The following is a 26,947-nucleotide window of genomic DNA, read 5'->3' as shown; positions in this document are numbered from 1 at the left end:
ATTAACAATGAGAAAGCGAATCGAAAAAGAAGATTTGGGCTTCGAGAGAAGACAACAAACTCGTGAAAGAAAAGACGAGTTAAGCCGTGAATTAGGACGTGAAGTGCCTGCAAGAAAGACTTACGGAGGCGAGAGACCTCAAGGAGAAAGAAGAGAATTCAACTCAGGCGAACGTCGTGACTTCAAACCACAAGGCGAAAGAAGAGAATTTAACTCAGGCGAGCGTCGTGATTTTAAACCACAGGGAGAAAGAAGAGAATTTAACTCAGGCGAGCGTCGTGATTTTAAACCACAGGGAGAAAGAAGAGAATTCAACTCAGGCGAACGTCGTGATTTTAAACCACAGGGAGAAAGAAGAGAATTCAACTCAGGCGAACGTCGTGATTTCAAACCACAAGGAGAAAGAAGAGAATTCAACTCAGGCGAACGTCGTGAATTTAAACCACAAGGCGAAAGAAGAGAGTTTAACTCAGGCGAACGTCGTGAATTTAAACCACAAGGAGAAAGAAGAGAATTCAACTCAGGTGAACGTCGTGAATTCAAACCACAGGGTGAGAGAAGAGAATTTAACTCAGGTGAACGTCGTGAATTCAAACCACAAGGCGAAAGAAGAGAATTTAACTCAGGCGAACGTCGTGATTTCAAACCGCAAGGCGAAAGAAGAGAATTCAACTCTGGCGAGCGTCGTGATTTCAAACCACAAGGAGAAAGAAGAGAGTTCAACTCTGGTGAACGTCGTGAATTTAAACCACAAGGCAAAAGAAGAGAATTCAACTCTGGCGAGCGTCGTGATTTCAAACCACAAGGAGAAAGAAGAGAGTTCAACTCAGGTGAACGTCGTGAATTTAAACCACAAGGCGAAAGAAGAGAATTCAACTCAGGCGAACGTCGTGAATTTAAACCACAAGGCGAAAGAAGAGAATTTAACTCTGGTGAACGTCGTGATTTCAAACCACAAGGTGAAAGAAGAGAATTCAATTCAGGTGAACGTCGTGACTTCAAACCACAAGGTGAAAGAAGAGAATTTAACTCAGAGCGTCGTGACTTTAAACCACAAGGTGATAAGCCAGCTTTTGAACGCAAAGAGTTTGTAGATAAAAGAAAGCCTGTAGGCAAGAGATTTGATAAAGGTGACTTTAACAAGCCTCGTCCAGATGCAGGAAGTTTTGAAAAAAAAAGTAGAAGCGAAAGACCCGAAAAAACTTTTGGTTCTGCCAAAGCAAATTTCGGAGGAGAGAATCTTTTTAAAGCACACAGACCAGTAGAACAGTCTGATAAATGGACTCCGAACTACAAACTTGATAAGTACAAAGATACTGCGCCAAGAAAGGTTCAGAAATTGATTGAAAAATCAGAGCATAAATCTAATTCAGATGTACGTTTGAACCGTTATATTGCTAATTCAGGCGTTTGTTCTCGTCGTGAAGCTGATGATTTAATCAAAGCGGGAGCTATTAAAGTAAATGGCGAAGTCGTTACTGAAATGGGTTATCAAGTAAAACCTGGCGACATCGTTAAGTACGGAACGAAGAAATTGAATCGTGAGAAAATGGTTTATGTTTTGGTAAACAAACCAAAAGATTTTATCACCACGACTGAAGATCCGAACGACCGTAAAACAGTAATGGATTTAGTGAAAAATGCTTGCGAAGAACGTATCTACCCAGTAGGTCGTTTAGACAGAAACACAACTGGTCTTTTATTATTGACGAACGATGGTGAATTAGCCGATAAATTGACTCACCCTTCTAACGAAATCGAAAAGTTATACCAAGTAGAATTAGACAAACCTTTGACAGAAGAACATTTCGAGAAAATCAAAGCGGGCGTTACTTTAGAAGACGGTGAAATCAAAGCAGATGAACTAGGAATGGTTACGCCTGATGGAATGGTTGTTGGTATTAAAATTCACTCAGGTCGAAATAGAATTGTTAGACGTATCTTTGAATCATTAGGTTACGAAGTATTAAAATTAGATAGAACTACTTTCGCAGGTTTAAGCAAAAAGGATTTACCAAGAGGAACTTGGCGTTTCTTATCTGAAAGAGAAGTGGTGAAATTGAAATTTTTTAAATAAGCTATCAGCATTGAGCAGTAAGCCATGAGATTTTTTATATAATTTAAAGTCTTGAATCTTTTCTCTCAATCCATTTTATAAAAAGCTCCGCAGGATTTATTTCTGCGGAGCTTTTTTACTTATTTTTAATCGAATAAACATTCATTTGACTATTAGAATGTAAAAAAATCAAAAAAGCCACTGAAATTCAGCGGCTTTTCTAATATCTAAACAACTTTATAAACATAATCTCGAAGCTCATCGCTCAAAGCTAACAGCTGCTAATTACAAATTCATTAACGATTCTCTACGTCTCATTTTTCCTGCAGGAATACCAAACATCATTTTGAAACGACGACAGAAGTATGCAGTATCTTTATAACCTACATCAGCACCGATAGCACGAATAGATTTCTTAGAAGTTCTTAACAAACCTACAGCCGCTTCCATTCTTTGATATTCGATATAATCTTGAGGATTAATACCTGTCAACATTTTGAAATACTGACCAACGTAGTCTTCAGAAACGTTTGCAACGTTTGCTAATACTTTATTCGATAAATCTCCACCGATATTATCTTTGATATATGCAAAAATATCAATCAAGCGTGGATCTTTGAAATAAGTACTGTTGGTTGCTAATTGTTCAACAAACAAACGGTTTTTGATGATGTAACGAATAATTTCGATAACAATCTCTTCCGTTTTAATTTTGATGACACGACCTTTACCAAGAATATCCGTCATATCTTCTTTCAAAATCTCCGCTAGCATGTGGGCTAGTTTATCGTCTCTTTTGATTAAGAATGGTGGAATATCTAAAGAAGTAAAGAAGTTTACCGAATCAAAAACTTTTGCCTCAAAAGCAACCATACCAAATGAATTCTCCATTTGCCCGATTCTTGAAGGCTCAAGGTTATATTCAAAATAAGACTCTCTATGAGTCATAAATTCCTCATTTGATATAGCTTTTGGTTTGTCAGCATTACCATAGGTTATCGAAAGCATTTTTCCACCAGGGATAAAAAGCATGTCTCCAACCTCAGCATGGATTGCTTCCTCGCCAAAAGAAACCTCGCCGTTGTACAAAATCAAGAGTGTATTTTCTACATCATAAAAGTTTTTGATACGGATAGGTTGTAATATTCTAATGTTACGTGACTTGATAAACTTCACGCCTAGCGATTCAATTATCTTATTATAATCTTCCATTTTGCATCGTAATTTGGGTAATTGGAATTATAGAGCATTTAATTTTGGACAAAACTAATAAATCCATGTAAAATTCCAAAATTAAATGTAAAAAAGTGTTATATAATTATTTAACGGTAAAATACTTCCGCCATTCAAATTTATTGTAATATCCTAAGAATTGAAAATTTGGTAGATTTTTTTTTGAAAATTTAATATTTGGAGTTTTAGGGGATTTTCGCCAATTCAATTATTTTTTCACAAAAAAAGCCTCTTAAAACTCTATTACGATAGAAAGAATCTGCTGTTATTGACGGCTAGGAAGTCATACTCTTTCTTTTAATATTACAACTTTTCTGCTAAGATGCAAGGGAGATTTGAGTAATTATTTTTACAAAACACAAAAGATTCTCCTGAGTAATATTTCTCATCTCGAAAAATAGATACTAAGTATAAAACTGAGATAAGTAATGACTATAAATATGCTTCGGTTATATATTACTTCTTAAAATTAAAAATGCGCAATTCAAACTGAAAATGTTGCAATTTGAAACAAACTTCTATCCATTCTTGGCTTTAAAGGCTTGTAAAGTTTCTTTAGTAAAATTACTTAGCACAAGCTTTCCACTAATTTCAGCTCTCTCAAGCAAGAGTGAATCCCAATGGTCAGTGTTTTTCCAGAGTATTCTTTTGAGTTCCTTCAATGCTTCTGGATTATATTTTGATAAACTTCTTGCCAAACTAAGAACGGCTTCGTCCATTTCTGTAGTTGTTTCAAACATTTCCATGTACAAGCCTTTTTCTTTTGCCCAATCAGCAGTAAAAAATTCTGTTGCTTTTAAAGCAAGTACCGAAAATGAGGAAAGTCCAATTTTACGTTCCACTGCGGGTTCAATCACAGCAGGAATGATTCCGATACTTAGTTCGCTTAATTTGATAGCCGCAAATTGGGTTGCAAAACAATGATCTGTTGCTGCCGCCAAGCCAACTCCGCCGCCAATGGCTTTTCCTTGAACTCTTCCTATTATTATTTTAGAAGATTTTCGACAAGAATTTATCACTTTGGCAAAGCCAGAAAAAAATATTCTACCAGACATTGTGTCTTCAATTGCCATCAATTCTGTAAAATCTGCTCCAGAACAAAAAGTTCTATCACCTTCACTTTGCAGAATAATGATTTGTACTTCTTCTTGTTCTCCTAATTTTTCTATGGTCATTGCCAATTCTTCCAAAAGTACAATAGACATGGCATTTGTTGGCGGATTTCCAAATACTAGCTTTACAATACCTCCTTCTAGCTCTTCCAACCTGATAGTATGTCTTTGAGTATCTTGCATAATAAAATTATTTTTAGATATTACAGTATTATTTTGATTTTAATAACATTAAATTACAAATAAATAAAAGAATAATTTTATAAATAGCTTTCATTTAATGTATTGAAAACAATCAAAAGAATGAAGAAAATCTATTAATAAAAGTAAATTAAACAATCTCAACAAACAATTCAACTTAAAAATGTACAAATCAGAACAATTAACCTTAGTCCGACAAAGTGCTAAAGAGTTTGCCGAACGTAAAATTCGTCCTCATGTAATGGAATGGGACGAAGCCCAAATTTTCCCGATAGATTTAATGAAACAATTGGGCGAACAAGGCTTTCTAGGCGTACTCGTACCAGAAGAATATGGCGGGGCAGGCTTAGGATATCATGAATACGTGGCAGTTATCGACGAAATTGCACAGGTTTGTGGTTCAATCGGTTTATCGGTTGCGGCACATAATTCATTGTGTACCAATCATATTTTACAATTTGGTTCAGAAAATCAAAAACAACAATATTTACCCCAATTGGCTTCGGGTAATTTTATTGGAGCATGGGCTTTAACAGAAGCCAATACTGGTTCGGATTCTGCCAGAATGCAGTGTGTAGCCCACAGAGAAGGCGACAACTATATCATCAATGGTTCAAAATGCTGGATTACTCATGGAAAATCAAGTGACATTTTGGTTATTATGGCAAGAACAGGAGCATTAGGAACAAGAGATAATGCCACGGCTTTTATTGTAGAACGTTCAAATACTGGTTTGAAATTTGGCAAAAAAGAAAATAAATTAGGAATGCGTGCTTCTGAAACGGCAGAAGTAATTTTAGAAGATTGCGTTGTGCCTGTTTCGGCTCGTTTAGGAAACGAAGGAGAAGGCTTTAAACAAGCCATGAAAATTTTGGATGGCGGACGTATTTCCATCGCAGCACTTTCTTTAGGAATTGCCAAAGGGGCAATGAAAGCCGCTGCTCGTTATGCGCAAGAGCGTCAACAATTTGGACAAGCCATCGCTAATTTTCAAGGAATCAGCTTTAAATTGGCTGAAATGGCAACAAAAATTCATGGAGCTGAATTGATGACGCTTCACGCAGCCGACCTTAAAATGGAAGGAACGCATCTTACAAAAGAAGCCGCCATGGCAAAATATTATGCGTCGGAAGTGGCAGTAGAAGTAGCAACGGATGCTGTTCAGATTTTTGGAGGTTATGGTTATACCAAAGATTTTCCTGTTGAAAAGTTTTATCGAGATGCAAAACTTTGTACCATCGGAGAAGGTACTTCTGAAATTCAGAAAATCGTAATTGCGAGAGAAGTACTAAAAGAATATCCAATCTCTTAAAAATAATCCTCAGCATAAATTTATGTTGAGGATTATTTTTTGAAGTATTCTTGCATTCATTTTCTTATTTCGACTGGCTTCTTATTAATTTCGTGTGAACCAATTGTATGCTAAACAAAAATTGGCTTTATCACAAATGCTAAAAATACTTCAACAACCTTATCCACATAACGATTCTACTCGTCGAAAACTTTTTCTTTCATTCACTGCGGGTATTTTTATTAGCGCATTTTTAATGTTTTTTCAGCCTTTTGGTATTGCTAATTGGCATGATGATTCAAAAGTTCTCATCTTAACAGGATTTGGTGTCATTACTTCTGCTACCATGCTTTTTATTTATTTCGGTGTTCAAAGGCTTTTCTCCAGTTACTTCCAAGAAGAACGGTGGACGGTTGGCAGAGAAATGGGAATGGTTGCCTTGAATGTGCTTTCAATCATGGCAATCAATGTACTTTATACTCAATATTATATCGCAAAAGGTTTCAATATGCTGAATCTGGTTTCTATGGTAATTTATACACTCGTGTTGGGCGTATTTCCAGCCACAGGCATTATTTTAATCAACTATATTTTTTACTTAAAACAGTACAGTAAACCGCCTCAGCCAAGCCATTTTCCAGAAAAAAATATTGAAGAAGTATCAACAACAAACGAAATAATATTAATTGCCGAAAACGGGAAAGACACCATTACTTTATCGCCCAATTCATTTTTTTACATAGAATCAAGTGATAATTATTCGACTGTTGTATTTCTGAAAGAAGATATTTTTCAAAAAGAATTAATCAGAAGTAGTTTAACAAGGCTTGAAGGGCAGATTGCTCAAACACAAATTGTTCGTTGTCATCGTTCATTTATCGTGAATCTTGATAAAGTTGACAAAGTAACGGGCAATGCACAAGGTTATAAATTACACTTGAACGAAAGTGATTTCGTAATTCCTGTAGCCCGACGATATTCTGAAATTGTGTATGAATTGAAGTAATTAGTTTTTCTCATGCACTTCCGTCAAAATCTTCGTTACTTCTTTTCTGATTTCTGACATTGGTTTCAAGAAACTATTGTTCATAATGCTGAAGATTAACACTTTCCCTTTTTTAGTAATCAAGTAACCGCTAAGGTTATAATTATTGCTAAAAGAACCAGATTTGGCAAAAATAAAAGTTTCTTCGCTGGAAGGTAAACTCTTTAAAATGCCAGATTTTCCAGCCGCAGGAAGTAATTTAAATAGTCTTTCTTGCGGAACTGTTTGGTAAATATTTTGTAAAAGTTTCACGATACTTCTTGGCGTAAACAAATTATAGCGTGAAAGCCCAGAGCCATCCACCCATCTTGAGGCATCTGGTAAATCACTCATCAACTGTTTTTTTGCGGCATCAATTCCTTTACTAACATTCAATTCGCCCGTTAAAATATCGGCATTTAATAACATTAAATGTTCGGCAATCATGTTATCGCTGACGTGCAACATTCTTTTGTATAAACTGTCTGCTGGCAAACTATAAAATACTTTGGCTGATTTATCCAGCGCTTTATTAATCATCGTTACTTCTTTTTTCAAAGTATCGCTTAATAAAGCAACGGTAATTTCGACGCCAGTTTTGAAAGGAACATCTTGTACAAAATTTGCCTTCATTTTTTGAGTATTGGGATGACTAAATAAATTGGCTCCTAAATCTCGCTGAATGGAAAAATTATTCTCATTCGACCATTCATAAGCTTTATTCTCGAAAAGTCTAGGCGTGACCGACAAAGTTTTTTGTGTATTTGCTTTGAATCGAACTACATTTCCATGAATTGGAAATCCTGAAATTTCTGCCGCATAATAATCATTGTAATCGTCCCAAGCCCAACCTTGTCCGAAGAAAGTTCCTGTGAAATTATCATTCGAGAAATAGATTTTTTCAGAACGATTTTTCAAAAAATCATAGACTTTACTTTTCGCTAAATCTGGATTTAGAAAAGACGGGTCACCAGTTCCCCACAAAATCAAGGAATCACCCGATACTTTATAATGAAAAGCAGGAATAGAATCGCCCAAAGTTTTCAAACTAGCATAAAAAGTAAACAATTTTGTATTGGAAGCAGGCATGAAGTAACGATTTGCTTCTTGTTCAAAAACTATTTTTTGTTCAGCAATATCATAAAAAACAATTCCTGTTTGGTTCTGAGCAAAGGTTGTTGATTGCTGAATTAATTTAGCCGTAGATTTCATCGATACTTTATTGGTATTGCAAGACGAAAACCCAAGTACCATCAAAAACAAGAAAGGAGTAATAATACGCATCATAAATATCCAATAATTTTAAATGAAATAAGGATTCAATTCAGTAAATCATCGAAAAATACGCATTTTTCCTACACCAAAATCACAAAATAAGATATATTGTTTTGCGTGAATCTCAAGTCGAAACGTGTCCAAAAGTATTTTCTTCATTACCTTTGTGTCACTATAACTAAGCTTTTGTAAAACTCAAAGGCTAAACTTTCGTTATCTAATTAGATTTATATCATTCCATAAAATATTTCGTAATCATAAAATGTCTGTAAAATATTTTCATCTCACAGTAAAAGAAATCATCGACGAAACGCCCGATACAAAAACCTTTACTTTTTGGCATCCAGTACATCAATCTGTAAGTTATAAAGCTGGTCAATTTCTTACCTTAATTCCAGTAATCAACGGACAAAAAGTACGTAGAAGTTACTCAATGTCGAGTTCGCCCAACAAAGATGCTTCCATTGCTGTAACCGTAAAAAGAGTACCAAACGGATTAGTTTCTAATTATTTGTGTGATTCTGTAAAAGTAGGTGATGCCATCGAAGTAATGGAACCGATGGGACATTTTGTACTTGAACCCAACCCAATGAAAGAACGTACCATCGTATTATTTGGTGGTGGTTCAGGAGTTACACCTTTGATGTCAATCTTAAAATCTGTTTTACCAGTAGAACAAGGCTCGAAAGTGTATTTGATTTATGGTTCAAGAAGTGAAGAAGATATTATTTTCAAAAAACAATTAGTCGAGTTAGAATTAAAATACGAAGGTCGTTTCAAAGTATTACACGTATTGACGAAACCTTCTTATACTTGGACGGGCTACAAAACTCGTATCAATCAAGCATCAGCCGTAATTTTCTTGAAACAAGATTTTGCAATTGATATTGCCAAAGCAGAGTATTATTTATGCGGACCAGAAGGAATGATGGAACAAGTAGAAAGTGCTTTGAAAATGTTTAATGTTTCGACGGATAATATTCATAAAGAACATTTTGGTGGAAATACTTCTCATGAAATTCATGTAGAAGACGAAGATGATTCTATCAAACCACAAACTGTAACGATTCAATACGAAGGCAATGAGTACGAAGTATTGGTAAAACCGCATGAAACCATTTTGGAAGCGGCTTTGCGTGAAGATATTGATTTGCCTTATTCTTGTCAGGCGGGAATGTGTACTGCTTGTTTAGGAAAATGTGTGTCAGGAAAAGTACACATGGATGAGGAAGACGGACTTACCGACAAAGAATTACAACAAGGTTATATTCTTACTTGTGTGGCGCATCCTAAAACGGCAGGCGTTGTGATTGAGGTAGAGTAAGTTATTGAGATAAAATAATTTAAAATGGTGGTTTTGGAGATTTCCAATATCACCATTTTTGTTTTTACCCGCTTATTCCCTACAATTGCTGTCCCTGTCTCACGAACAAATTTAAAAACTGTAAGCTCAAAGCTCATCGCTCAAAGCTTACAGCCCAACGCAAAACCTTATCTTTCAAACAACATTCTTTTACCAGTCACACTTTCGTCGAAAGTACCATCTTGGAAAGCTACATGTCCTGAAACGATTGTATGTGTGATTTTTGAATGCAAAGTTTGTCCTTCTAATGGCGACCATCCGCATTGATAATAGACATTCTCTTTGGTAACAGTAGTACTTTCGTTCAAATCTACCAATACTAAATCTGCCCAGTAGCCTTCACGAATGTAACCTCTTTTAGAAATCTGAAAACAGTCTGCCACAGCGTGCGACATCTTTTCGGCGATTTTCTCTAACGTAATTTTTCCTTCTTTATAAAACTCCAACATTAAGTTTAAAGGATGTTGTACCAAAGGCAAACCTGATGGCGAAGACCAATAAGGATTTTGCTTTTCCGCCCAAGTATGTGGAGCGTGGTCAGTTGCAATTACGTCGATTTTATCATCCAACAATGCTTGTAATAATTGTTGTTTGTGTCCGTCGGCTTTTACAGCAGGATTACATTTAATTTGGTTACCCAACGTTTCATAATCACGAGCATCAAACCAAAGGTGATGTACGCACACTTCAGCCGTAATTTTCTTTTCTTTCAAAGGAATATCATTGCTGAATAATGCTGTTTCTTCGCCAGTAGTAATGTGTAAAATATGCAAACGAGCATTGTGTCGTTTAGCTAATTCAACCGCCATTGACGACGATTTATAACAAGCCTCCACATTTCTAATTTCTGGATGTACTCTCGGATGTGGATTATCACCAAAACGTTCTTTATAGATTTCTGAATTAGCACGAACCGTAGCTTCATCTTCGCAATGCGTAGCAATCAACATCGGACTTTTCGAGAAAATATTCTCTAAAGTTTTCTCATTATCCACCAACATATTTCCCGTAGAAGAACCCATAAAAACCTTGATACCACAAACATTTTGGATATTGGTTTTTAGTACTTCTTCGATATTATCATTAGAAGCTCCCATGTAAAAAGAGTAATTCGCCAAAGAAGTACGAGCCGCAATGTCGTATTTATCAGCCAATAATTCCTGATTCAAAGCATTGGGAACAGTATTGGGCATTTCCATAAAAGAAGTAACACCACCAGCCACACCAGCACGAGCTTCTGAATGAATACAAGCTTTATGAGTAAGTCCGGGCTCACGGAAATGCACTTGGTCGTCGATTACACCTGGAAAAAGATATTTTCCAGCAGCATCAATCACAGTATCGGCTGTTAAGCCAGAGAGATTTGTACCAATTTTTTCAATCAAACCGTCTTTTACAAAAACGTCTGCCGATTGAATTTTGCCTTCGTTGACTACTTGGGCATTTAGAATGAGTATTGTTTTCATGCTTAAATCAGACTCAGAATTTACTTCCTTAACTTGTCAATTTGTTTGGGTACGATGTCAATCGCTCTTTCAACTACTTTCGGAGCGAGCGGTTGAACGAGTGGGTAAAGATATACTTTTTCAGAATCACTTTCGGGAATTTTGATACCGATTGCCGTAATTAACCAAATGAAAATACTGATGCCAAAAGCCCAAGTAAAAGCCCCAACGACAGCACCAGCAAAAGAATCAAAATTGCCTAAAACGGTATAACGGATAGATTTTCGTAGAACCCATCCTAATTTATTGATGAGGTAAACGATAGGGAAAAATACAGCACCAAAGCCAATATAAGGCATGATTTTATTGGTGACAGTATTACTCATATATGGCGAAGCCAAATCGCTGGCAAAACCAAGCGTTTTGAAACCGATAATGACAGAAAGAACGAAAGCGATGATAGAAATGATTTCAATAATAATGCCTCGTTGATAACCAATGTAAGCTCCCCAGAGGGTAGGTAGCAGTATAAAAATATCGATTGGTTGCATAGAAAAGAGATATGTTACCTCATCCCCCAGCCCCTTCTCCATTTGAGAAGGGGAGAAAAGCTTTGAGTTCAAATCTCCCCTCTCAACAGGAGAGGGGTTGGGGGTGAGGTGAATAACTAACTCAAAATGGCTTTCACCATTGCAGAAACTACTTTGCCATCAGCTAAACCAGCTAATTCTTTCGTAGCAACGCCCATGATTTTACCCATGTCTGATGGAGCAGAAGCACCCACACGTACTTTAATTTCTTCTAATTTAGCACGAAGTTCATCTTCTGTTAATTGTTTTGGTAAGAACTCTTCGATGATTGATAATTCGATTTGCTCTTTTTCAGCTAAGTCTGCACGACCTTGAGTTGTGAATATATCTAAAGAATCTCTTCTTTGTTTAGCAGCTTTTGTCAATAATTTTAATTCAACATCGGCTGATAAATCACCACTGGCATTGTTTCCAGAAGTTTCTTCTAACAAAATGAGTGATTTTATAGCACGTAAAGTACGAAGACGGTCTTGGTCTTTAGCACGCATGGCATCTTTAATGCCGCTTTCAATATTGGTTTTTAATGACATGATTTTATTTGAGATTTTGAAAATATGTAATTTTGAAAATGATTCTTTTTCAAAATACTTATCTTTGAAGCTTCTAAAGAACAAAGGTCTTAATAGAAATGTTCTTTTTACAAAGGTAAAAAACAGTTATCAGGAATTGTTTATCATTTATCAGTATTTTGAAAAAATGAGAAGACTAATCAAGATTGACTTTATCAATAACAGCGTTATGACTAAATTAAGTGTAAATATTAATAAGATTGCTACTTTAAGAAACTCAAGAGGAGGCGACAATCCAAATGTTGTAAAAGTAGCCCTAGATTGCGAGCGTTTCGGAGCAGAAGGAATTACAGTACATCCACGCCCTGACGAACGCCATATTCGTTACCGTGATGTATTCGATTTGAAAGAAGTAGTAACGACAGAATTTAATATTGAAGGAAATCCATCAGAGAAAAAGTTTGTAGAATTGGTTTTAGCCAACAAACCGACACAAGTAACTTTAGTACCAGATGCTTTAGGAGCAGTTACTTCTAATGCAGGTTGGGATACTGTAAAATACAAAAGTCTTTTGATTGATTTAGTTGCTCAGTTCAAAGAAGCAGGTATCAGAACTTCTATTTTTGTAGATGCCGATGTAAGAATGGTAGAAGGAGCAAAAGAAACAGGTACAGACCGTATCGAACTTTATACAGAACCTTATGCCGAAAACTATTTCAAGAATAAAGAATTAGCTATCCGTGATTTTGTAACGGCTGCCACCAGAGCCAATGAATTAGGTTTAGGCTTAAATGCAGGACACGATTTGAGTTTAGATAATCTACGATACTTTCAACAAAACATTCCTAATCTTTTAGAAGTATCCATCGGTCACGCATTAGTTTGCGATGCACTTTATTTAGGCTTAGAGAATACAGTACAGTTGTATTTGAGAGAGACGAAGGCAGTAGATTAAAAAGAATCAATTGTATTCAATTAAAAATCCCCAATTATTCGCTATTTGAATAATTGGGGATTTTTAATATGTTGAAACCTACTTACAATTAGGCGTAAAAGTACCAGTAATATTTAAGGTATTGGTTCCAGCATTATAAACCGAATTTCCAACAATTCCAGTACCCGCAGGAAGAGCAAAATTGTTTTTATTAAGGGTAAATAATCCCGAAGAATACCAAGTGTTATTGTTCCAAGAATAAACCATGTATTGATGTCCATTTACTAATTCAATAGTAAGTACTCCGTTATTGTTAGTAATCTTAGAGCCATAACTGAAATTGATGACACCATTGACTAAATACAGGTAAGTCCAAGGGTTTTTACCCGCCATCGCATCAGTGTTATCATAAAGATAGAACCAACCAGAAGGCAAAATTTTAACATTTTTATTACTACACTTTCCGCTAATATTTATGTTTACCTTGACAATATCAGGAGTAGCTGGTGCGCCAAAGATAATATCTATCGCTCCCTGTGCACAAGGGTTGAATAGATTGGTTTGTGCTAATATTGGCAGTCTTGGATTTAGGTATAAGTTAAAAGATGATATAACAATTTTTGCTTGTGGTATTTGTGCCACATAAGGAAAGGTTACTCTCATTCCATCTGTTAAATATGCCCCATGCAATGCTGCCAAGTATTGGTTATTAGGCGTAACCAATGTTACATCAAAATATCCGCTTTTCCCCGGACCAATACGTAATGTTACCGTTAAGGGTCTATTGCAAGTTCTTATGCCATACCAATACCAATCAAGGTTAAAACAAGATAAGTGTTTAGTTTCAAAATTAGCGATAAGTTTACCATTCGAATTGGTTGTGACGGTTACATCTCCTTCACTTTTCCATTGACCAGTTTGTTCATTTAAACTCCAAAGTGGTACCACATCACCAACTTTAATGTTTTCGCCAGTATCAAAATTGGTTGTATTGGCATTGATTTCCATAGAAACCTTTACTGGAGAAGAAAACTGTTTTACATCAGTATTGCCAGCTTTCATATTAATAGCCACTAATCCTGCCGAAACAAAATTAATTCCTTCACCATTATTGATAGGCTGACCGTTTTGGTCCACCACATTAGTTGGGTTAAAACCTCCCGGAAATGCGCTATAAGAAGTAGGAGAACTAGGACTAAAATGAACGATATTTGATGTTAGTTGATTGGCATTAATTGCTACTCCGTTTGCATCTAACACTTTTGTTCCAGCAGGAATTGTAACGGTGGTTGTTTCAGACATTGTGGCACTTGTACCAGTCTTAAAATTATCACCATTTGAAACCCCATTGGTTAAAGTAGCTTGACTAACCGATACCGATGTTCCATCAGCTGGGTTGGCGTACTCTATCGCAGTAATATCAATTACTTTTACAGAATCCGAAGTAATGGTAACCGATTGTGTAACAGGAGCAAAACCCGGTATTTCTGCATAAACATTGAATTTTACAGGATTGGTTGTAGATGGATTAGCTGTATTAACAATGTATAAAGGTAAAAGACCATGCGATGCTTGAAAATTGGTGCTACCACCATCCATTTCCACTAAATTGGCATTTTTGCCACTTATTGTAACATTAAAATCTCCTGGTACGTTGGTCGATGAACTATTAGCATTGGCAAAATGAATCAGGATAGGAGATTTCGTTACATCGTTGTTTACAGTTAGCTCAACTTCATCTAAAGGATTTAATTTGCTACATGAAAAGGTTAAATAGAATCCAATGAATACCAAAAGCATTGGACGAAAGATTGATAGAAAATTTGTTTTCATTTGATTAAGAAAAGTTTTGAGATTGTTTTTGGTCACAGAAATAGATACTTCAAAAAGAGAGAGAGAAGGTTAAATAGCCCAACAATTAATATTTTCAGACTTACCGATTACCTATGAGGTTATATATCAACACAGAAAGAAACGATGACTTTCACTATGAATCATAGATAAAGTCATTTTTACGAGCATTAAAAATCAATGCTTAGCCTAACGAGAATACTTGCAACACTATACGGTTCATCATGAACAAATAATGTCCTAAAATTTAAGCAACAGAAATAGTTGAACGAAAAAGCATTAGCGTCACCTTTTTACTTAAAATAATTATTGGAGAAGGAATAAAATTAAGTTTAAGTAATTAAAACAGCCTTAATACATAGATACTTTGAGTGTATTACCCAAGAGCCAAGACAAACACTGACATTGGTCAGTTCTAAATTTCTAAAAAATAAAAACTTTAGTTGTAATGATGAAGTATTAAACGTGCTTTGGCTAAAAGAAGAAATTAAAGTCATCTTTTTAGCTTTATGGGAGGATTAGGATGAATATGCTGACAAACATATAAATAAATTGCAATATTTTATAATAATATTTTAATTTATATTTTGTCTATAAAAGAGAAGTAGTATTAAAATCAAAATTTTAAATAACATTACTTTATTTAAGATACAGAAAAGCTTGATAAGAACGGTAAATAGAAGTTAGTCAAGTATTTATAGTATATCCAGAACCCAAAGGAATCTTTACTTAGGACTAGAAAATAAACATGAGTCATCCCGAATTTTCTCCTAAAATAGCTAGTTTTAGAAGATTTAAAAGTTTTTTGGATTTGTTCTCGTCCTTACTTTTTGTCTTGATACAAAAAGTAACAAAAAAATCAAGAATTCCTAAACTCGCTTCGCTCAAACAGTAGGAATTCGTTGCCCATCAATCACAAAAAAGCGGTCGAAATTGGTTTTTCGACCGCTTTTTTGTGATTTTAAAATTCGGGATGACTCATGTTTGTTAAATGCTATTTTTATTTACAACTATTAAGCGGATAAACAAGCGTCGCATCTACTTCTCCTGAGGTTGGATTAACTGGAAAAGAACCTGTTAAGCCTACCGAAGAGACTATGGTTGCTGTGCCATTGCTGATAGTAACTTCTCCTGAATAGTTAGTTCCATCATAAGTGGTTGTTATTGTATATTTTACATTTTTCTTCATGCCAAGTGTTGCCTTACCTTCTACTACATTTACTAATTGTTCTACTCCTGATGCATCGACTAACTTCACCCAAACTGTTGGTTTAATATTTACGCTTTTGTTAGTACATGCAGCTGTAAAATTTAAGTTAACTTTAACAGCATCAGATTCAGTTTCAGCTGCGTCGTCAGGAGTATTTGGAGGGACTACTACTTCAGGTTCCCTAACTGTCAAACTAATTTTTTTATTGTTACAAGCGTTAAATGTGCTACTTCCAATAACAACACCATTAGAACGATACACAACAATCCTTGTTGAATATCCTTTTGGTACTTTTTTGGCTTTAAACTTTACTGTTGTACTATTAGATATTTTAAATGAAGGGTATCTTTTGGTATATCTAGCTCTGCCACTTTTTATATACGATACCGTAGCATAATACTTTGATGTTGAATTTCTGATATTGGATTTAATGCTTACAGTATAAGTTTTACTTCCGCAAGTTTTACCTTTATACTTCCAAGCAATCGTCCAAGTAGATAAATGAGGTACTTTAAAATTGGCAATTAAATTTCCGTTCGCATCTTTAGTAATGGTTGCATCATCTTCTTCTGTCCATTCGTCTTTGTCTCTATTATAGCTAAATACTGGAATTTGGTCACCTACTTGTACAGGTTCTTCTGTATCAGGATTAACTAAATCAGGATGTAAAGAAAGAGACATATCTAAAGGCTTTGAAAAGCTTTTTACACTTTTCCCACCCGCTGTCATATCGATATCCACAAAACCTGCTGTAATAAATGAAGCTTCATCGGTAGTTCCATCTTTAAATTTAACGGTGTTTGCTTCGCCTTCATTCGGGAAACTATTGAAAGCATCTTCTGTACCAGTTCCGTACTGAATGATATTACTGTTTACACTTGTAGCATTGATTATGGCTCCAGTTTCGTCTTTTACTTGTGTGCCAGCAGGAATAGTAATTTTTGCAACTTCAGGTTTGTCGGTACTTGCAGGAATCACGATGGTTTCTCCTGTAGCCAATGATGTTGTTTTTGCAACTGATTTTACTCCATCAGGCAGAGCCGAGAGGTTAGTTAGTGCTACTCTATAAGTAGAACTTAAAAAATCTACAATGGTAATAGTGTAATTAGTCGGGGCATAATTCGGACCTTTTACCGACACCGTAAATTCAACAGGAGCGCTTTCTGATGGGTTTACATTTTCGGCTAAAACCAAAGAAAGTAAATTTCCTGCAACCTTGAAATCTTTTCCTCCCTGGTCGTTCAAAACAAGGTCTTTGTTCGGACCTGAAATAGTCACAGTTAAATCCTTTGGGAGAGTAGTACTGTTGCTGTTGGCATCAACAAACTCAATAAGGATTGGAGCTTTATAGATATTACTGTTGACGGTTAAATCTACGCCTTCAAATGGGTTGATTTTCTGACAAGCAAAAACAAGGGAAATCCCTAAAGAAAAAAGTATTACTGGACGTAATATGGAAGTAAAAAAGTTTTTCATCTTTTAGAATAAAGTTTAAATGACATTATTGAATTAGTCGAGTCTTACGGCTAATCTCAAATTAACAATTGGCCAATACTGCCAATCTTTCATATTTTCTTGTACTTTAGCTTGTTGTTCACTCATACTACTCAATCTTTTTTCACCCGTTAAAGTAACTACTGGCGACTGTGTATAATAAGTACCTACTTCAAATCCAAATCCAATTCTACTTTTAGGAATAGTCCTTCCAAATCCAATTCCAGCGAATGGTGCAATTTTCTTTCCATAGTCAACCGAAAACTTGACATTACCAATCTCATCAGGAGTAAAAGTAGTACTTCCAAAAGTGTAAGTTCCAGTAGGAGTTACAACCACCGATACTTTTCCTTTGTCGATATAAGATGCTCCACCAAATAATTTAAAGCTACTTTTCTTGAAAGGGTGATATTCAAAAGATAAACCAGCCATTGCCATATCAACGTCGCCAGCCAAATTTACTTCTTCGTCAGATGTATTTGTGGTAGAATTTACATTGTACTTGAAATAGCTAAATCCCAGTCGAGCAGTGATTTTAGGACTCAATCCATAAGCAATGTCAATTCCTGGCGTTGTGCCAAGATTCAGTGCAAAGCCTAATTTATGAGGCGTATTAACCAAAGTTGAGTCTTGCCCAAAAGTTGTATAGACGCAATTAATGAAAAATGTACAGAGAAGAAATAAACTAAGAGTAGTTCTTCGTTTCATGAATTTGTATTTGTTTAAGTTTAAAATTTAGTTATACAATAGCAGTACATATATTAAAACGCAATGTTAGGTTTTAGCCAATTGATTTAGGTTTATGATAATTGTTGACAACTACCATAAACCTTATTTAGAAAAATCCATAGGTTTAACGATAAGACAAACCTTTAAATAAAATGCTTTGATTCGAACCAATACAAAATAATTATTGCGATAAGTAATTGTAAAGCATTTGGATGTGTTAGAGATTCAATATAACAAAGGCGAATTGTTCACAGGATTAATAATAGTATAATCAGATTGATAAATACTAAGCGTGTTGGAGTTTAAAACAGCCTATTCAATCCTTTAAAAAGAAAGAAAAATAGACAAACAGAAATATCTGCATTTGACCCTACAAAGGTTGCGAGAGAAATAAGAGGAAAGCAAAAAAAAGGCATGACAAAAAGATGACAAAATTGTAAAGTATTAATAAATAAGTCTTTGTGAGTAGTACTTATACTCTATCATTTGTTTTTCGGCGTAAGCGTAGCCTTGTTTGGTGAATGGTATTCTTGTTTACACCAATCATATTGGCCATTTCTTGAGCACTCAAATCTAGTTTTTCAAGCATCAATAAACGTGTTTCAGCATTGGTGAGGTCGGGATATTTTTCTTTTTGTACTTGAATATAGCCGGGATGAACTTTTTCAAACATCACCTTGAAGTTTGTCCAGTCTTCATCAGTCAAGATAGTCGATGATATGAGTTGTTCTAAGTACTCATTTTGATTATCATTGGTAATGAGTTTTTCGTTCTCATGGCGGAGGTTTTCTGCTAAATCCGACATTTTGCGGAAATGTTGTGTCAATGAATTGAGGTCGTACTGGGCATTTGCCAATTCTTTTTCCTTTTGGCGATGTTTATGGTGTAAGCGTCTGAGATTAACGTAGGCAAATCCTACAACCAACAAGAGGATGACAAGTACGGCATTGCGTAGGTATTTCTGTAATTGTTTCTCATTCTCTATCATTTTTAAATGTCCAGCATACTTTTCTACTTCATAACGAAGCTGCATTTGCGATAATTTTTGGGCATCGTTACGTAGATTGAGGCTATCTTGTAGCTTTTGAGCAAGATGTGTGTAATGTAATGCAGCCGCAAAGTTCCCTTGTTCTTCCTGATATTCTGAAGAATATTTATAGAGTTTGAGGGGCTTAAAATAGTCTAATAAACCTTTGGGACTTAAATTGTTTTTGATTGTTGTAGCACGTTCTAGTAGCGTATTAACCTCGTGGGTCTTACCCAATTTTAATTTAATTGGAATAAGTACCATCAAAACATCAAACTCTGCTTGCATAGAAACAATAGAATCTAATGAAAACTGTGTTTTAATAAGTTGGTAACCTTTGTTTGCATAGAATTCTCCTTCCTTAATTTTTCCTTGTTCAATAAGTAATGAAGCAATATCAAGAGCAGAAAAATTCAACCAGAAGCGATTCCAAAATTTTTGTTCAAGCTCTTCTACTTGCAAATTTTGGTGATAAACCAAGATTTTTTTAGCATAGAAGATAGCCTTATTGTAATCTTTCTTTTTTTGCCAATAGGTTTGTAGATAATTCAATACTTGTGTGTAATGAAATCCACCTTCAACAGTTGGTTCAATAAAGCGTTCAGCTATACTTAAGTATTGGTATGCTTTGTCTAAATCTCCTAAATCCCAAAGACATTTACCAAAATTAAAAAGTAACCCTGCTACATTATAGTCTTTGAATTTTTCAAAACCAACACGTTGAAGCTGTTCAAAACAATGTTGAACATCCACATAATATTGTTCTTTAGATAATTTTTGACCTAAGTATAAGTTGTTAGTTAAATAACAAAATGCCACAACGTCCTCTACTTCGTAGCCTTGTTGAGTGGCAATTTTTTGCATTTCAGTTAAAACGTCATTTGCATTTTTACCTTTTGGTATTTTAAATCCAACTTTCCCTGAAACCAAAGAGGTGTAATATTTTAGAGCAAGTTCGCTATGGTAATCTTTTTTTTCGACAGCAATACCAACCATTTGCGTAAGAATAGTCGATAGTTTATTTGCATCATATACTTTCCAAAATGGGTAATCATGAACAAAGCGATAACGTTCCTTTGCCGTCATGTTTCTGAAACTCCCTTCATTGAATGACGGCTGTGAAAAAGAAGTATTCGAGAAACCGCATGCAAATAATAAAGCAACAATGAGAAACAAGGATGATTTTTTTAGTGGTTTTATCAATGATAAGCAATGTCTCATATTAAATTTTCTGGACCATAGCATTCTAAAGTCGCTTAAATCTATTTTGTCAGGAAAGTTTTAGATTTCTCAAAAAACTTTCACACAAAGCATTTTGATTGAAATTATTTCTATAAAATTACAAAATTGATTTTACAGATTTTTATCATTTTAATAAACTTATCATTTTCAAAGTCTAGTAATAAAAAGAGAGAAGTGTAAAATGAAGAATTGAATAGAAAATAATGATAACTTAGTATCTATCAATCAAAAAAGGGTCAAAAAATTATTTTTGACCCTTTTTTGATTTTTAAATTGCTTGTGTTTATTTACAATCATTTGTTACATAACTTGCCACGACTTGAACTCTGCCAGTAGCTGCGTTATATGAGGTAGTTCCAGTAATACCAGTTCCAGTAGAAGTAATAATTTTTGAACTTGTTTTACTAAATGTTACCTTTCCTGAATAATATTTTCCACCATAATAAGCACCAAAAGTATATTCTCGACCCTCGTAAACAACAATTGTTGCTTTTCCACTTCTCATATAACCATCTATATAGCGCTCATAATAAGTTCGACCAGTAGGGTCATATAAACTTACCCAAGCAGATGGTTTAATATTAACACTCTTGTTTTGACATTTAGCTGTAAAATCAACATCGACTATAATTGGTGTTGGCGGTGTTGGAGCATTAATCGTAATTGGAATTTGATTATTTGCACATGGATTAAATATGCCAGTTGTTCCAATTTTAGCATTGTTGCTATAAGCATACACATCAATTCTTACACGAGAGCCATTTGGCGTATATAAGCCCACGTACTGATTTAACTCCCCATTTTTAGCATTAAAACCGTAAGCTTGATAAACGTATTGGAAGTTATTAGAATTGGCAGGTGCCCAATAAACTTTTGCATAATAATTACTAGAGACAACATTTGTAAGTAGGTTTGATGTAACTTTCAAGACAAAGCTTGGTCTGCATCTTGGAAGATAATAAAACCAGTCAATGTTCCAGTAAGATAAGTGTGATGCCTTGAAGGTTGCTGATAATTTACCGTCACTCCCTTTCACAACAGTTGCTACTCCTTCTTCTTTCCATTCACCTGTAGAACTTTCAAAACTCCAAGTAGGAATTTGGTCTCCTTCTTTTACTTTTTGGTCAGTTTCAGGATTAAATAATTCTGTATTGATTCCTACATTTACATCAATCGGTTTTGTAAAACTTTTAACTTTTTTTCCGCCAGCTTCCATGTCAATAGCAACAAAACCTGCTGATACAAATGTTCCAGCAGTGGAAGCACCAGTTTGTAAAGTAACATTTTCTGGAGTGAAACTTCCTGGGAAGCTGTTTAATGACTCCTCATTACCAGTACCATATTGAACAACTTGAGCATTAACAGTATTTGAAGAGATAACATTTCCTGTTTCATCTTTTACTTGAGTACCTGGTGCAATAGTTATTGTAGCAACTTCTGGTTTATCAGTTGTAGCGGGGACTGTTAATGTTTGTCCAGTTGTTAATGAAAGCGTTTCCGTTTTAGCGGCTGTACCTTCTGGTGTTGCGGCTACGTTTGTCAAGGGAACGGTGAATTCAAGAGATTTTGTGGGATCTGTGATAGAAATAGTTTGGCTAGTTGAAACATAGCCAGGAGCAGTTACAGAAACGGTAAATTCAACTGGATTAGTTTCTGTTGGTTTTACATCTTTATCTAATACTAATGATAGTACGTTACCTGCGACAGCGTAATCTTTTCCTCCTAAATCATCAAAAATTAAATTTTTCCCAGGCCCAGAAATAGACACAGTGATATTTTCAGGCAATTTGGTAGCATCGACATTTGCATCAAGGAAATGAATTATAATTGGAGCTTGATAAATATCAGTATTCACCGTCAGCTCTACATCTTCAAAAGGATTTATTTTCTGGCAGGCAAATACAAGTGAAAGCCCAAGAAATATATATATTATTGGACGAAATATAGAAGTAAAATTTGTTTTCATTTTTTTAAATTAAGTTTAAATGATTGATTTAGAATTGCTTATGTTAGATCGTTAAATACACAATTATCCCTTAGTCTAATCTTACGGCTAATCTCAAATTAACAATTGGCCAGTACTGCCAATCTTTCATATTTTCTTGTACTTTAGCTTGTTGTTCACTCATGCTACTCAATCTTTTTTCACCTGTTAAAGTAACTACTGGCGATTGTGTATAATAAGTACCTACTTCAAATCCAAAGCCAATTCTACTTTTAGGAATAGTCCTTCCAAATCCAATTCCAGCGAATGGTGCAATTTTCTTTCCATAGTCAACCGAAAACTTGACATTACCAATTTCATCAGGGGTGAAAGTAGTACTTCCAAAAGTGTAAGTTCCAGTAGGAGTTACAACCACTGACACTTTTCCTTTGTCGATATAAGATGCACCACCAAATAATTTAAAACTACTTTTCTTGAAAGGGTGATATTCAAAAGATAAACCAGCCATCGCCATATCAACGTCGCCAGCCAATTTTACTTCTTCGTCAGAAGTATTTGTGGTAGAATTTACATTGTACTTGAAATAGCTAAAGCCAAGTCGAACGGCAACTTTTGGACTCAATCCATAAGCAATGTCAATTCCTGGCGTTGTGCCAAGATTCAAAGCGAAACCTAATTTGTGTGTTGTTTTTACTTTAGTTGGTTTAGCTAGTGTAGTGTCTTGACCAAAGCAGATACTACTTATTAAACACAAACAAAAAAGCAATAAACTGGAGGTAGTTTTTGTTTTCATTATAGTTTTATTTTAATCGGTTATATTTTACTGGGGCAAAAATATTGATTAGCGCATAATATTACATTTAATATTGAAATTATTATAAAAAACGTCAAAATTTTTGTATTCAAACTTGAAAAAATAATCATTAGACGTTCATCCAAGTATTTTTCTGTAATGATGATAATGCACAAATACTTGCTTGAGAAGTATTTATCATTTCATCAAATGAAATGATTGTCTCTCCCCCATTTTTTAAGCTTTCTAACCATAATTTAAACTGCTGAGAATGCCCCTTATCTTGTGTTTGCGAGAATCCTGAGTTTTTAAAACCGAAGTATTCAACTTTCCTGAAATTATCAACAACAATCGTTCGTCCTTGAGAGTAAATTTCTATACGCTCTTTTGAATAACTTTTATGACCATTTGAAAAATAATTGATTACGCCTGTCGAACCATTTTGATATTTCAATAAAATGGTAGCATTATCAGTATTCAAACTGGGCGATTGTTCCATGGCATTCATCACCACACTTTCTACCAAACTGCCTGTTAGAAAGGTAATTAAGTCAATTAAATGACAAGCCTCTCCAATAATTCTTCCCCCACCAATACTCATATCTTGCGTCCAATGCGAACTGGGAATAAAACCAGCGTTCATCGTAGCAATTACATTCATCGGTAAATGATTATTGCCCAATTGCTTTTTAGCATCTTGCATAAAAGGTGAAAATCTTCGGTTAAAACCAACAGTCAATGTTTTGCCAGATTGCTGATATACTTCAATGATTTCCTCAATTTCTGCTTGAGTCAGTGCCAAAGGTTTTTCTACAAAAACATGTTTTCCTGCTTTCAAAGCCTCAATACAAAGCTTTGCGTGCGTATTATGTTGTGTGGTGATAATAACTGCCGATACTTCTGGGTCATTAAAAATGATTTCGTTATTACTCGTAGCTTTCGTAATGCCAAATTGTTGGGCGACAAGGCTTGCCGATAAACCATTGGAAGAAGAAATGTACTTAATTTTTGCCTTTAGCTTTTTAAAATTGGGTAATACAGTACTTTTTGTAAAATTACCAGCCCCAATAATGGCTAAAATATCATTACTTTTTTCAAAAGTATTATTCTGAAACTGAACTGTGTCTTGAAGTGAAAAACTCTTTTCAGAATACTCCAAAATTGACGCAATTGCATTGCTTTCTCCCATATTGGAGTAAATTTCTTGAAAATTTTCAAAAGCTACTTTTTGCGTAATCAAGGAATTTACTTGTAGTTTTTTCTTGGTAATGGCATTTAAAACAGCTTCAAAATTGCGTTTTGCTGTCCAACGCACAAAGCCAATCGGGTAATCTTGTCCATTTTGCTCATAATTTGTCTCATAGCGACCCGCTCCATACGAACACGAAACTTGAAAACTCAATTCTTTTTCATAAAAATCTGCTCGCTGAATATCCAAACCAATTACGCCTACTAATACAATCCTTCCTCTTTTTCGGCTCATTTGGGCAGCTTGGGCAATTACTTCATTAGATTTTGTGGAGGCTGTAATGATTACGGCATCTACGCCAATTTGTTTTGTTAAGGTTTTAGCAATCTGCAAACTATCGTCTTTTTCCCTTACTTGGAAAGCTTTTATGCCTTTTGAAATGGCTAAATCAACTTTGCTTTGTTCAAAGTCAAAGGCAATAACTTCACAACCATTGGCTGATAATAATTCTGCCGTTAGTTGCCCGATTAAACCTAAGCCAATTACTGCAACGGTTTCTCCAAAAGTTGGGTTAACTAAACGAATACTTTGTAAAGCAATCGCTCCCACAACTGTAAAAGTAGCTTCTTCATCAGAAACCTCGTCTGGAATTAAGGCGACCAAATTTTTAGGAACACAAACTACTTCTGCATGATTTCCATTAGAAACTACCCTATCGCCAATTTTAAATTCGCTTACTTCCGCTCCAATGGCAATTACCTCGCCCACATTGCAATAGCCCAAAGGAATGGGTTCATTCAATTTTCGTCTGACGGCATCAAAAGTGGGTTTGAAACCATCCGTTTTAATTTTTGCTAAAACCTGCTTTACTTTTTCGGGTTGTTGTTGGGCTTTTGAAAGAAGATTTGATTTCCCGAATTGAACTAACATTTTCTCTGTCCCCAGCGAGACTAAAGAACGATTAGTTTTGATGAGTACACAACCTTTGCGAACTTGCGGAACTGGCGTTTCAACCAAAGTAGTTTCACCAGTTTGTAGATGCTGGATGATTTGTTTCATGGAAAAGGATTTTGAATAAAATTTGAACTATTAGCTTGATAATCATTAAGATAAATATACTAAAAAAGAGTAAACGAGATTTTAAAAATCTTCATCTACTCTTTTTATTTACTCTTAATAGCCGAAATCTGAAATCCAACATCCGAAATCCCCAAACCTATTTATCCAACTTTTCAATCAAAATATCCGCAATTCGTTCAGAAGTCTGTCCGTCCCAAAGGGGGGGAATTTGTCCTTTTTTTGTTTTTCCTGCTAAAATTTCTAATAATTTTTCATGAACCGTCACAGGATTTAAGTCAGCCAATAACTGATTTGTACCAATTTCAACCGTAATTGGTCTTTCCGTAGAATCTCTGAAAGTCAAGCAAGGAATTTGCAAGAAAGTAGTTTCTTCCTGAATTCCTCCCGAATCAGTAATGATAATCGACGCATTTTGCATCAATTGCAAAAATTCTAAATAGCCTTGCGGTTCAGTCAAAATCAAACCTTCAATTGCTTCTAATTTTTCAGATAAACCAAACTTCTTAAAATTATTCGCCGTGCGTGGGTGAATTGGCAGCACCACTTTTTTATAGCGAGTAGTGTCGGCAATGATGTTCAAAATCGCTTCCAAACCTTCTGGCGTATCCACATTGGCAGGGCGGTGCATCGTTACTACGGCGTACTCATCTTTTTGTAAGCCAAAATCTTCTAAAACGCTGGTTTCACGAGCTTTTTCTAAATAATGTACCAAAGAATCAATCATCACATTGCCCACAAAAAACACCTTTTCGTCTGGCACACCCTCATGTTTCAGGTTATCCACGCCCGATTGTTCAGTAATAAATAAGTACTCTGCAACGCTGTCTGTTAAAATTCTGTTTAATTCTTCGGGCATGGCACGGTCGCCACTTCGTAAACCTGCTTCTACGTGAGCCACAGGAATATGTGATTTTATCGCCACCAAAGTACAAGCCAACGTAGCGTTTACATCGCCAACCACTAATACCAAATCAGGTTTTTCTTCCAACAAAACTTTTTCAAATTCAAGCATCGTCTTCGCCGTCACTTCTGTATGCGAACCACCGCCAACACCTAAAAAATAATGCGGTTTAGGCATTTGCAATTGCTCAAAAAAGACATCGCTCATTTTTGCATCAAAATGCTGACCAGTATGTACAATTTTTGATTCAATTTCTGGACGTTGTTCAAAAGCACGGTGCAAAGGTGCTACTTTCATAAAATTCGGTCTTGCCCCGACGATGTTCAAGATTTTTATCATAATGATATTTGTGGAAGCGTTGAGCTTTGTTTTTGTTTAAATGTCAAAAATTTGAAGGAAAAAATAGAATTTATCTTAAAAAAGATAGCCAATTTTAAAAGTAAAAACTTTCAA

Annotated in this window: 19 protein-coding genes; 5 read left to right on the top strand and 14 right to left on the bottom strand. The window is 35.2% G+C overall.

What is annotated here, in order from left to right; translation table 11 throughout:
• Positions 1 to 7 precede the first annotated feature (7 nt).
• Positions 8 to 2,077, top strand: a complete 2,070-nt coding sequence (locus VB798_RS10280) for a pseudouridine synthase (RefSeq protein WP_323258383.1) — start codon at positions 8 to 10, stop codon at positions 2,075 to 2,077.
• A gap of 264 nt (positions 2,078 to 2,341) precedes the next feature.
• On the opposite strand, the gene VB798_RS10275 is transcribed toward VB798_RS10280, so the two are convergent.
• Positions 2,342 to 3,268 (bottom strand): helix-turn-helix domain-containing protein, encoded by a 927-nt coding sequence (locus VB798_RS10275; RefSeq protein WP_323258382.1) that lies wholly within the window; start codon positions 3,266 to 3,268, stop codon positions 2,342 to 2,344.
• Between the two features lie 539 nt (positions 3,269 to 3,807).
• Entirely contained in the window at positions 3,808 to 4,584 is a 777-nt protein-coding gene (locus VB798_RS10270; RefSeq protein ID WP_323258381.1) for an enoyl-CoA hydratase/isomerase family protein, read from the bottom strand.
• 181 nt (positions 4,585 to 4,765) lie between these two features.
• Between VB798_RS10270 and VB798_RS10265 the strand changes: the two genes are divergently transcribed.
• Both VB798_RS10265 and VB798_RS10260 read left to right on the top strand, forming a co-directional pair.
• Entirely contained in the window at positions 4,766 to 5,914 is a 1,149-nt protein-coding gene (locus tag VB798_RS10265) for an acyl-CoA dehydrogenase family protein (RefSeq protein ID WP_323258380.1), read from the top strand.
• 136 nt (positions 5,915 to 6,050) lie between these two features.
• Positions 6,051 to 6,899 (top strand): LytR/AlgR family response regulator transcription factor, encoded by an 849-nt coding sequence (locus VB798_RS10260; protein WP_323258379.1) that lies wholly within the window; start codon positions 6,051 to 6,053, stop codon positions 6,897 to 6,899.
• On the opposite strand, the gene dacB is transcribed toward VB798_RS10260, so the two are convergent.
• Positions 6,900 to 8,204, bottom strand: a complete 1,305-nt coding sequence (dacB, locus tag VB798_RS10255) for a D-alanyl-D-alanine carboxypeptidase/D-alanyl-D-alanine endopeptidase (protein ID WP_323258378.1) — start codon at positions 8,202 to 8,204, stop codon at positions 6,900 to 6,902.
• A gap of 250 nt (positions 8,205 to 8,454) precedes the next feature.
• Here dacB and VB798_RS10250 point away from each other — a divergent pair, with 250 nt between their 5' ends.
• Entirely contained in the window at positions 8,455 to 9,516 is a 1,062-nt protein-coding gene (locus VB798_RS10250; RefSeq protein WP_323258377.1) for a ferredoxin--NADP reductase, read from the top strand.
• Positions 9,517 to 9,683: 167 nt separating this feature from the next.
• Here the strand turns inward: VB798_RS10250 and VB798_RS10245 are convergent, their stop codons facing one another.
• The 3 genes from VB798_RS10245 to VB798_RS10235 form a co-directional block, all read right to left on the bottom strand.
• Positions 9,684 to 11,021 carry a dihydroorotase gene (locus VB798_RS10245; RefSeq protein WP_323258376.1) on the bottom strand — a complete coding sequence of 446 codons (1,338 nt, stop codon included), beginning with the start codon at positions 11,019 to 11,021 and terminating at the stop codon, positions 9,684 to 9,686.
• A 20-nt stretch (positions 11,022 to 11,041) separates the two neighbouring features.
• Positions 11,042 to 11,551: a CvpA family protein gene (locus VB798_RS10240; RefSeq protein ID WP_323258375.1), complete on the bottom strand. Its 510-nt coding sequence runs from the start codon at positions 11,549 to 11,551 to the stop codon at positions 11,042 to 11,044.
• A 116-nt stretch (positions 11,552 to 11,667) separates the two neighbouring features.
• Entirely contained in the window at positions 11,668 to 12,120 is a 453-nt protein-coding gene (locus tag VB798_RS10235) for a GatB/YqeY domain-containing protein (protein WP_323258374.1), read from the bottom strand.
• 208 nt (positions 12,121 to 12,328) lie between these two features.
• On the opposite strand from VB798_RS10235, the gene VB798_RS10230 reads away from it, so the two are divergent.
• Entirely contained in the window at positions 12,329 to 13,054 is a 726-nt protein-coding gene (locus VB798_RS10230) for a pyridoxine 5'-phosphate synthase (protein WP_323258504.1), read from the top strand.
• Between the two features lie 78 nt (positions 13,055 to 13,132).
• Here VB798_RS10230 and VB798_RS10225 read toward each other — a convergent pair whose 3' ends face one another.
• The 8 genes from VB798_RS10225 to wecB all read right to left on the bottom strand — a co-directional run bounded on the left by VB798_RS10225 (position 13,133) and on the right by wecB (position 26,833).
• The gene (locus tag VB798_RS10225) at positions 13,133 to 14,866 is read right to left on the bottom strand and encodes a hypothetical protein (RefSeq protein ID WP_323258373.1); all 1,734 of its coding nucleotides are present in this window, start codon (positions 14,864 to 14,866) and stop codon (positions 13,133 to 13,135) included.
• Positions 14,867 to 15,884: 1,018 nt separating this feature from the next.
• Positions 15,885 to 17,570: a hypothetical protein gene (locus VB798_RS10220; protein WP_323258372.1), complete on the bottom strand. Its 1,686-nt coding sequence runs from the start codon at positions 17,568 to 17,570 to the stop codon at positions 15,885 to 15,887.
• A gap of 33 nt (positions 17,571 to 17,603) precedes the next feature.
• Complete coding sequence (locus VB798_RS10215) at positions 17,604 to 18,296, bottom strand: hypothetical protein (protein ID WP_323258371.1); 693 nt, start codon at positions 18,294 to 18,296, stop codon at positions 17,604 to 17,606.
• Between the two features lie 493 nt (positions 18,297 to 18,789).
• Positions 18,790 to 20,430 (bottom strand): helix-turn-helix transcriptional regulator, encoded by a 1,641-nt coding sequence (locus tag VB798_RS10210; protein WP_323258370.1) that lies wholly within the window; start codon positions 20,428 to 20,430, stop codon positions 18,790 to 18,792.
• Positions 20,431 to 20,869: 439 nt separating this feature from the next.
• Complete coding sequence (locus VB798_RS10205; RefSeq protein ID WP_323258369.1) at positions 20,870 to 22,552, bottom strand: astroprincin family protein; 1,683 nt, start codon at positions 22,550 to 22,552, stop codon at positions 20,870 to 20,872.
• A gap of 70 nt (positions 22,553 to 22,622) precedes the next feature.
• Positions 22,623 to 23,324 carry a hypothetical protein gene (locus VB798_RS10200; protein WP_323258368.1) on the bottom strand — a complete coding sequence of 234 codons (702 nt, stop codon included), beginning with the start codon at positions 23,322 to 23,324 and terminating at the stop codon, positions 22,623 to 22,625.
• A gap of 130 nt (positions 23,325 to 23,454) precedes the next feature.
• Positions 23,455 to 25,572 carry a bi-domain-containing oxidoreductase gene (locus VB798_RS10195; RefSeq protein ID WP_323258367.1) on the bottom strand — a complete coding sequence of 706 codons (2,118 nt, stop codon included), beginning with the start codon at positions 25,570 to 25,572 and terminating at the stop codon, positions 23,455 to 23,457.
• A gap of 157 nt (positions 25,573 to 25,729) precedes the next feature.
• Positions 25,730 to 26,833 (bottom strand): non-hydrolyzing UDP-N-acetylglucosamine 2-epimerase, encoded by a 1,104-nt coding sequence (gene wecB, locus VB798_RS10190; RefSeq protein ID WP_323258366.1) that lies wholly within the window; start codon positions 26,831 to 26,833, stop codon positions 25,730 to 25,732.
• Between the last annotated feature and the right edge of the window lie 114 nt (positions 26,834 to 26,947).

Source organism: Arcicella lustrica, from assembly GCF_034930985.1.
In the GTDB taxonomy this organism is placed as follows: domain Bacteria; phylum Bacteroidota; class Bacteroidia; order Cytophagales; family Spirosomataceae; genus Arcicella; species Arcicella lustrica.
Note: the sequence above shows the minus strand (reverse complement) of the source record. Positions and strands in the feature narration are given on the sequence as shown.

Bases quoted from the DNA above. Each gene is read 5' to 3' on its own strand.
- wecB (WP_323258366.1), bottom strand. From the start codon at position 26,833: ATGATAAAAATCTTGAACATCGTCGGGGCAAGACCGAATTTTATGAAA.
- dacB (WP_323258378.1), bottom strand. From the start codon at position 8,204: ATGATGCGTATTATTACTCCTTTCTTGTTTTTGATGGTACTTGGGTTT.
- VB798_RS10280 (WP_323258383.1), top strand. From the start codon at position 8: ATGAGAAAGCGAATCGAAAAAGAAGATTTGGGCTTCGAGAGAAGACAA.
- VB798_RS10265 (WP_323258380.1), top strand. From the start codon at position 4,766: ATGTACAAATCAGAACAATTAACCTTAGTCCGACAAAGTGCTAAAGAG.
- VB798_RS10200 (WP_323258368.1), bottom strand. From the start codon at position 23,324: ATGAAAACAAAAACTACCTCCAGTTTATTGCTTTTTTGTTTGTGTTTA.
- VB798_RS10250 (WP_323258377.1), top strand. From the start codon at position 8,455: ATGTCTGTAAAATATTTTCATCTCACAGTAAAAGAAATCATCGACGAA.
- VB798_RS10225 (WP_323258373.1), bottom strand. From the start codon at position 14,866: ATGAAAACAAATTTTCTATCAATCTTTCGTCCAATGCTTTTGGTATTC.
- VB798_RS10245 (WP_323258376.1), bottom strand. From the start codon at position 11,021: ATGAAAACAATACTCATTCTAAATGCCCAAGTAGTCAACGAAGGCAAA.
- VB798_RS10220 (WP_323258372.1), bottom strand. From the start codon at position 17,570: ATGAAAAACTTTTTTACTTCCATATTACGTCCAGTAATACTTTTTTCT.
- VB798_RS10210 (WP_323258370.1), bottom strand. From the start codon at position 20,430: ATGACGGCAAAGGAACGTTATCGCTTTGTTCATGATTACCCATTTTGG.
- VB798_RS10270 (WP_323258381.1), bottom strand. From the start codon at position 4,584: ATGCAAGATACTCAAAGACATACTATCAGGTTGGAAGAGCTAGAAGGA.
- VB798_RS10235 (WP_323258374.1), bottom strand. From the start codon at position 12,120: ATGTCATTAAAAACCAATATTGAAAGCGGCATTAAAGATGCCATGCGT.
- VB798_RS10205 (WP_323258369.1), bottom strand. From the start codon at position 22,552: ATGAAAACAAATTTTACTTCTATATTTCGTCCAATAATATATATATTT.
- VB798_RS10275 (WP_323258382.1), bottom strand. From the start codon at position 3,268: ATGGAAGATTATAATAAGATAATTGAATCGCTAGGCGTGAAGTTTATC.
- VB798_RS10195 (WP_323258367.1), bottom strand. From the start codon at position 25,572: ATGAAACAAATCATCCAGCATCTACAAACTGGTGAAACTACTTTGGTT.
- VB798_RS10240 (WP_323258375.1), bottom strand. From the start codon at position 11,551: ATGCAACCAATCGATATTTTTATACTGCTACCTACCCTCTGGGGAGCT.
- VB798_RS10260 (WP_323258379.1), top strand. From the start codon at position 6,051: ATGCTAAAAATACTTCAACAACCTTATCCACATAACGATTCTACTCGT.
- VB798_RS10230 (WP_323258504.1), top strand. From the start codon at position 12,329: ATGACTAAATTAAGTGTAAATATTAATAAGATTGCTACTTTAAGAAAC.
- VB798_RS10215 (WP_323258371.1), bottom strand. From the start codon at position 18,296: ATGAAACGAAGAACTACTCTTAGTTTATTTCTTCTCTGTACATTTTTC.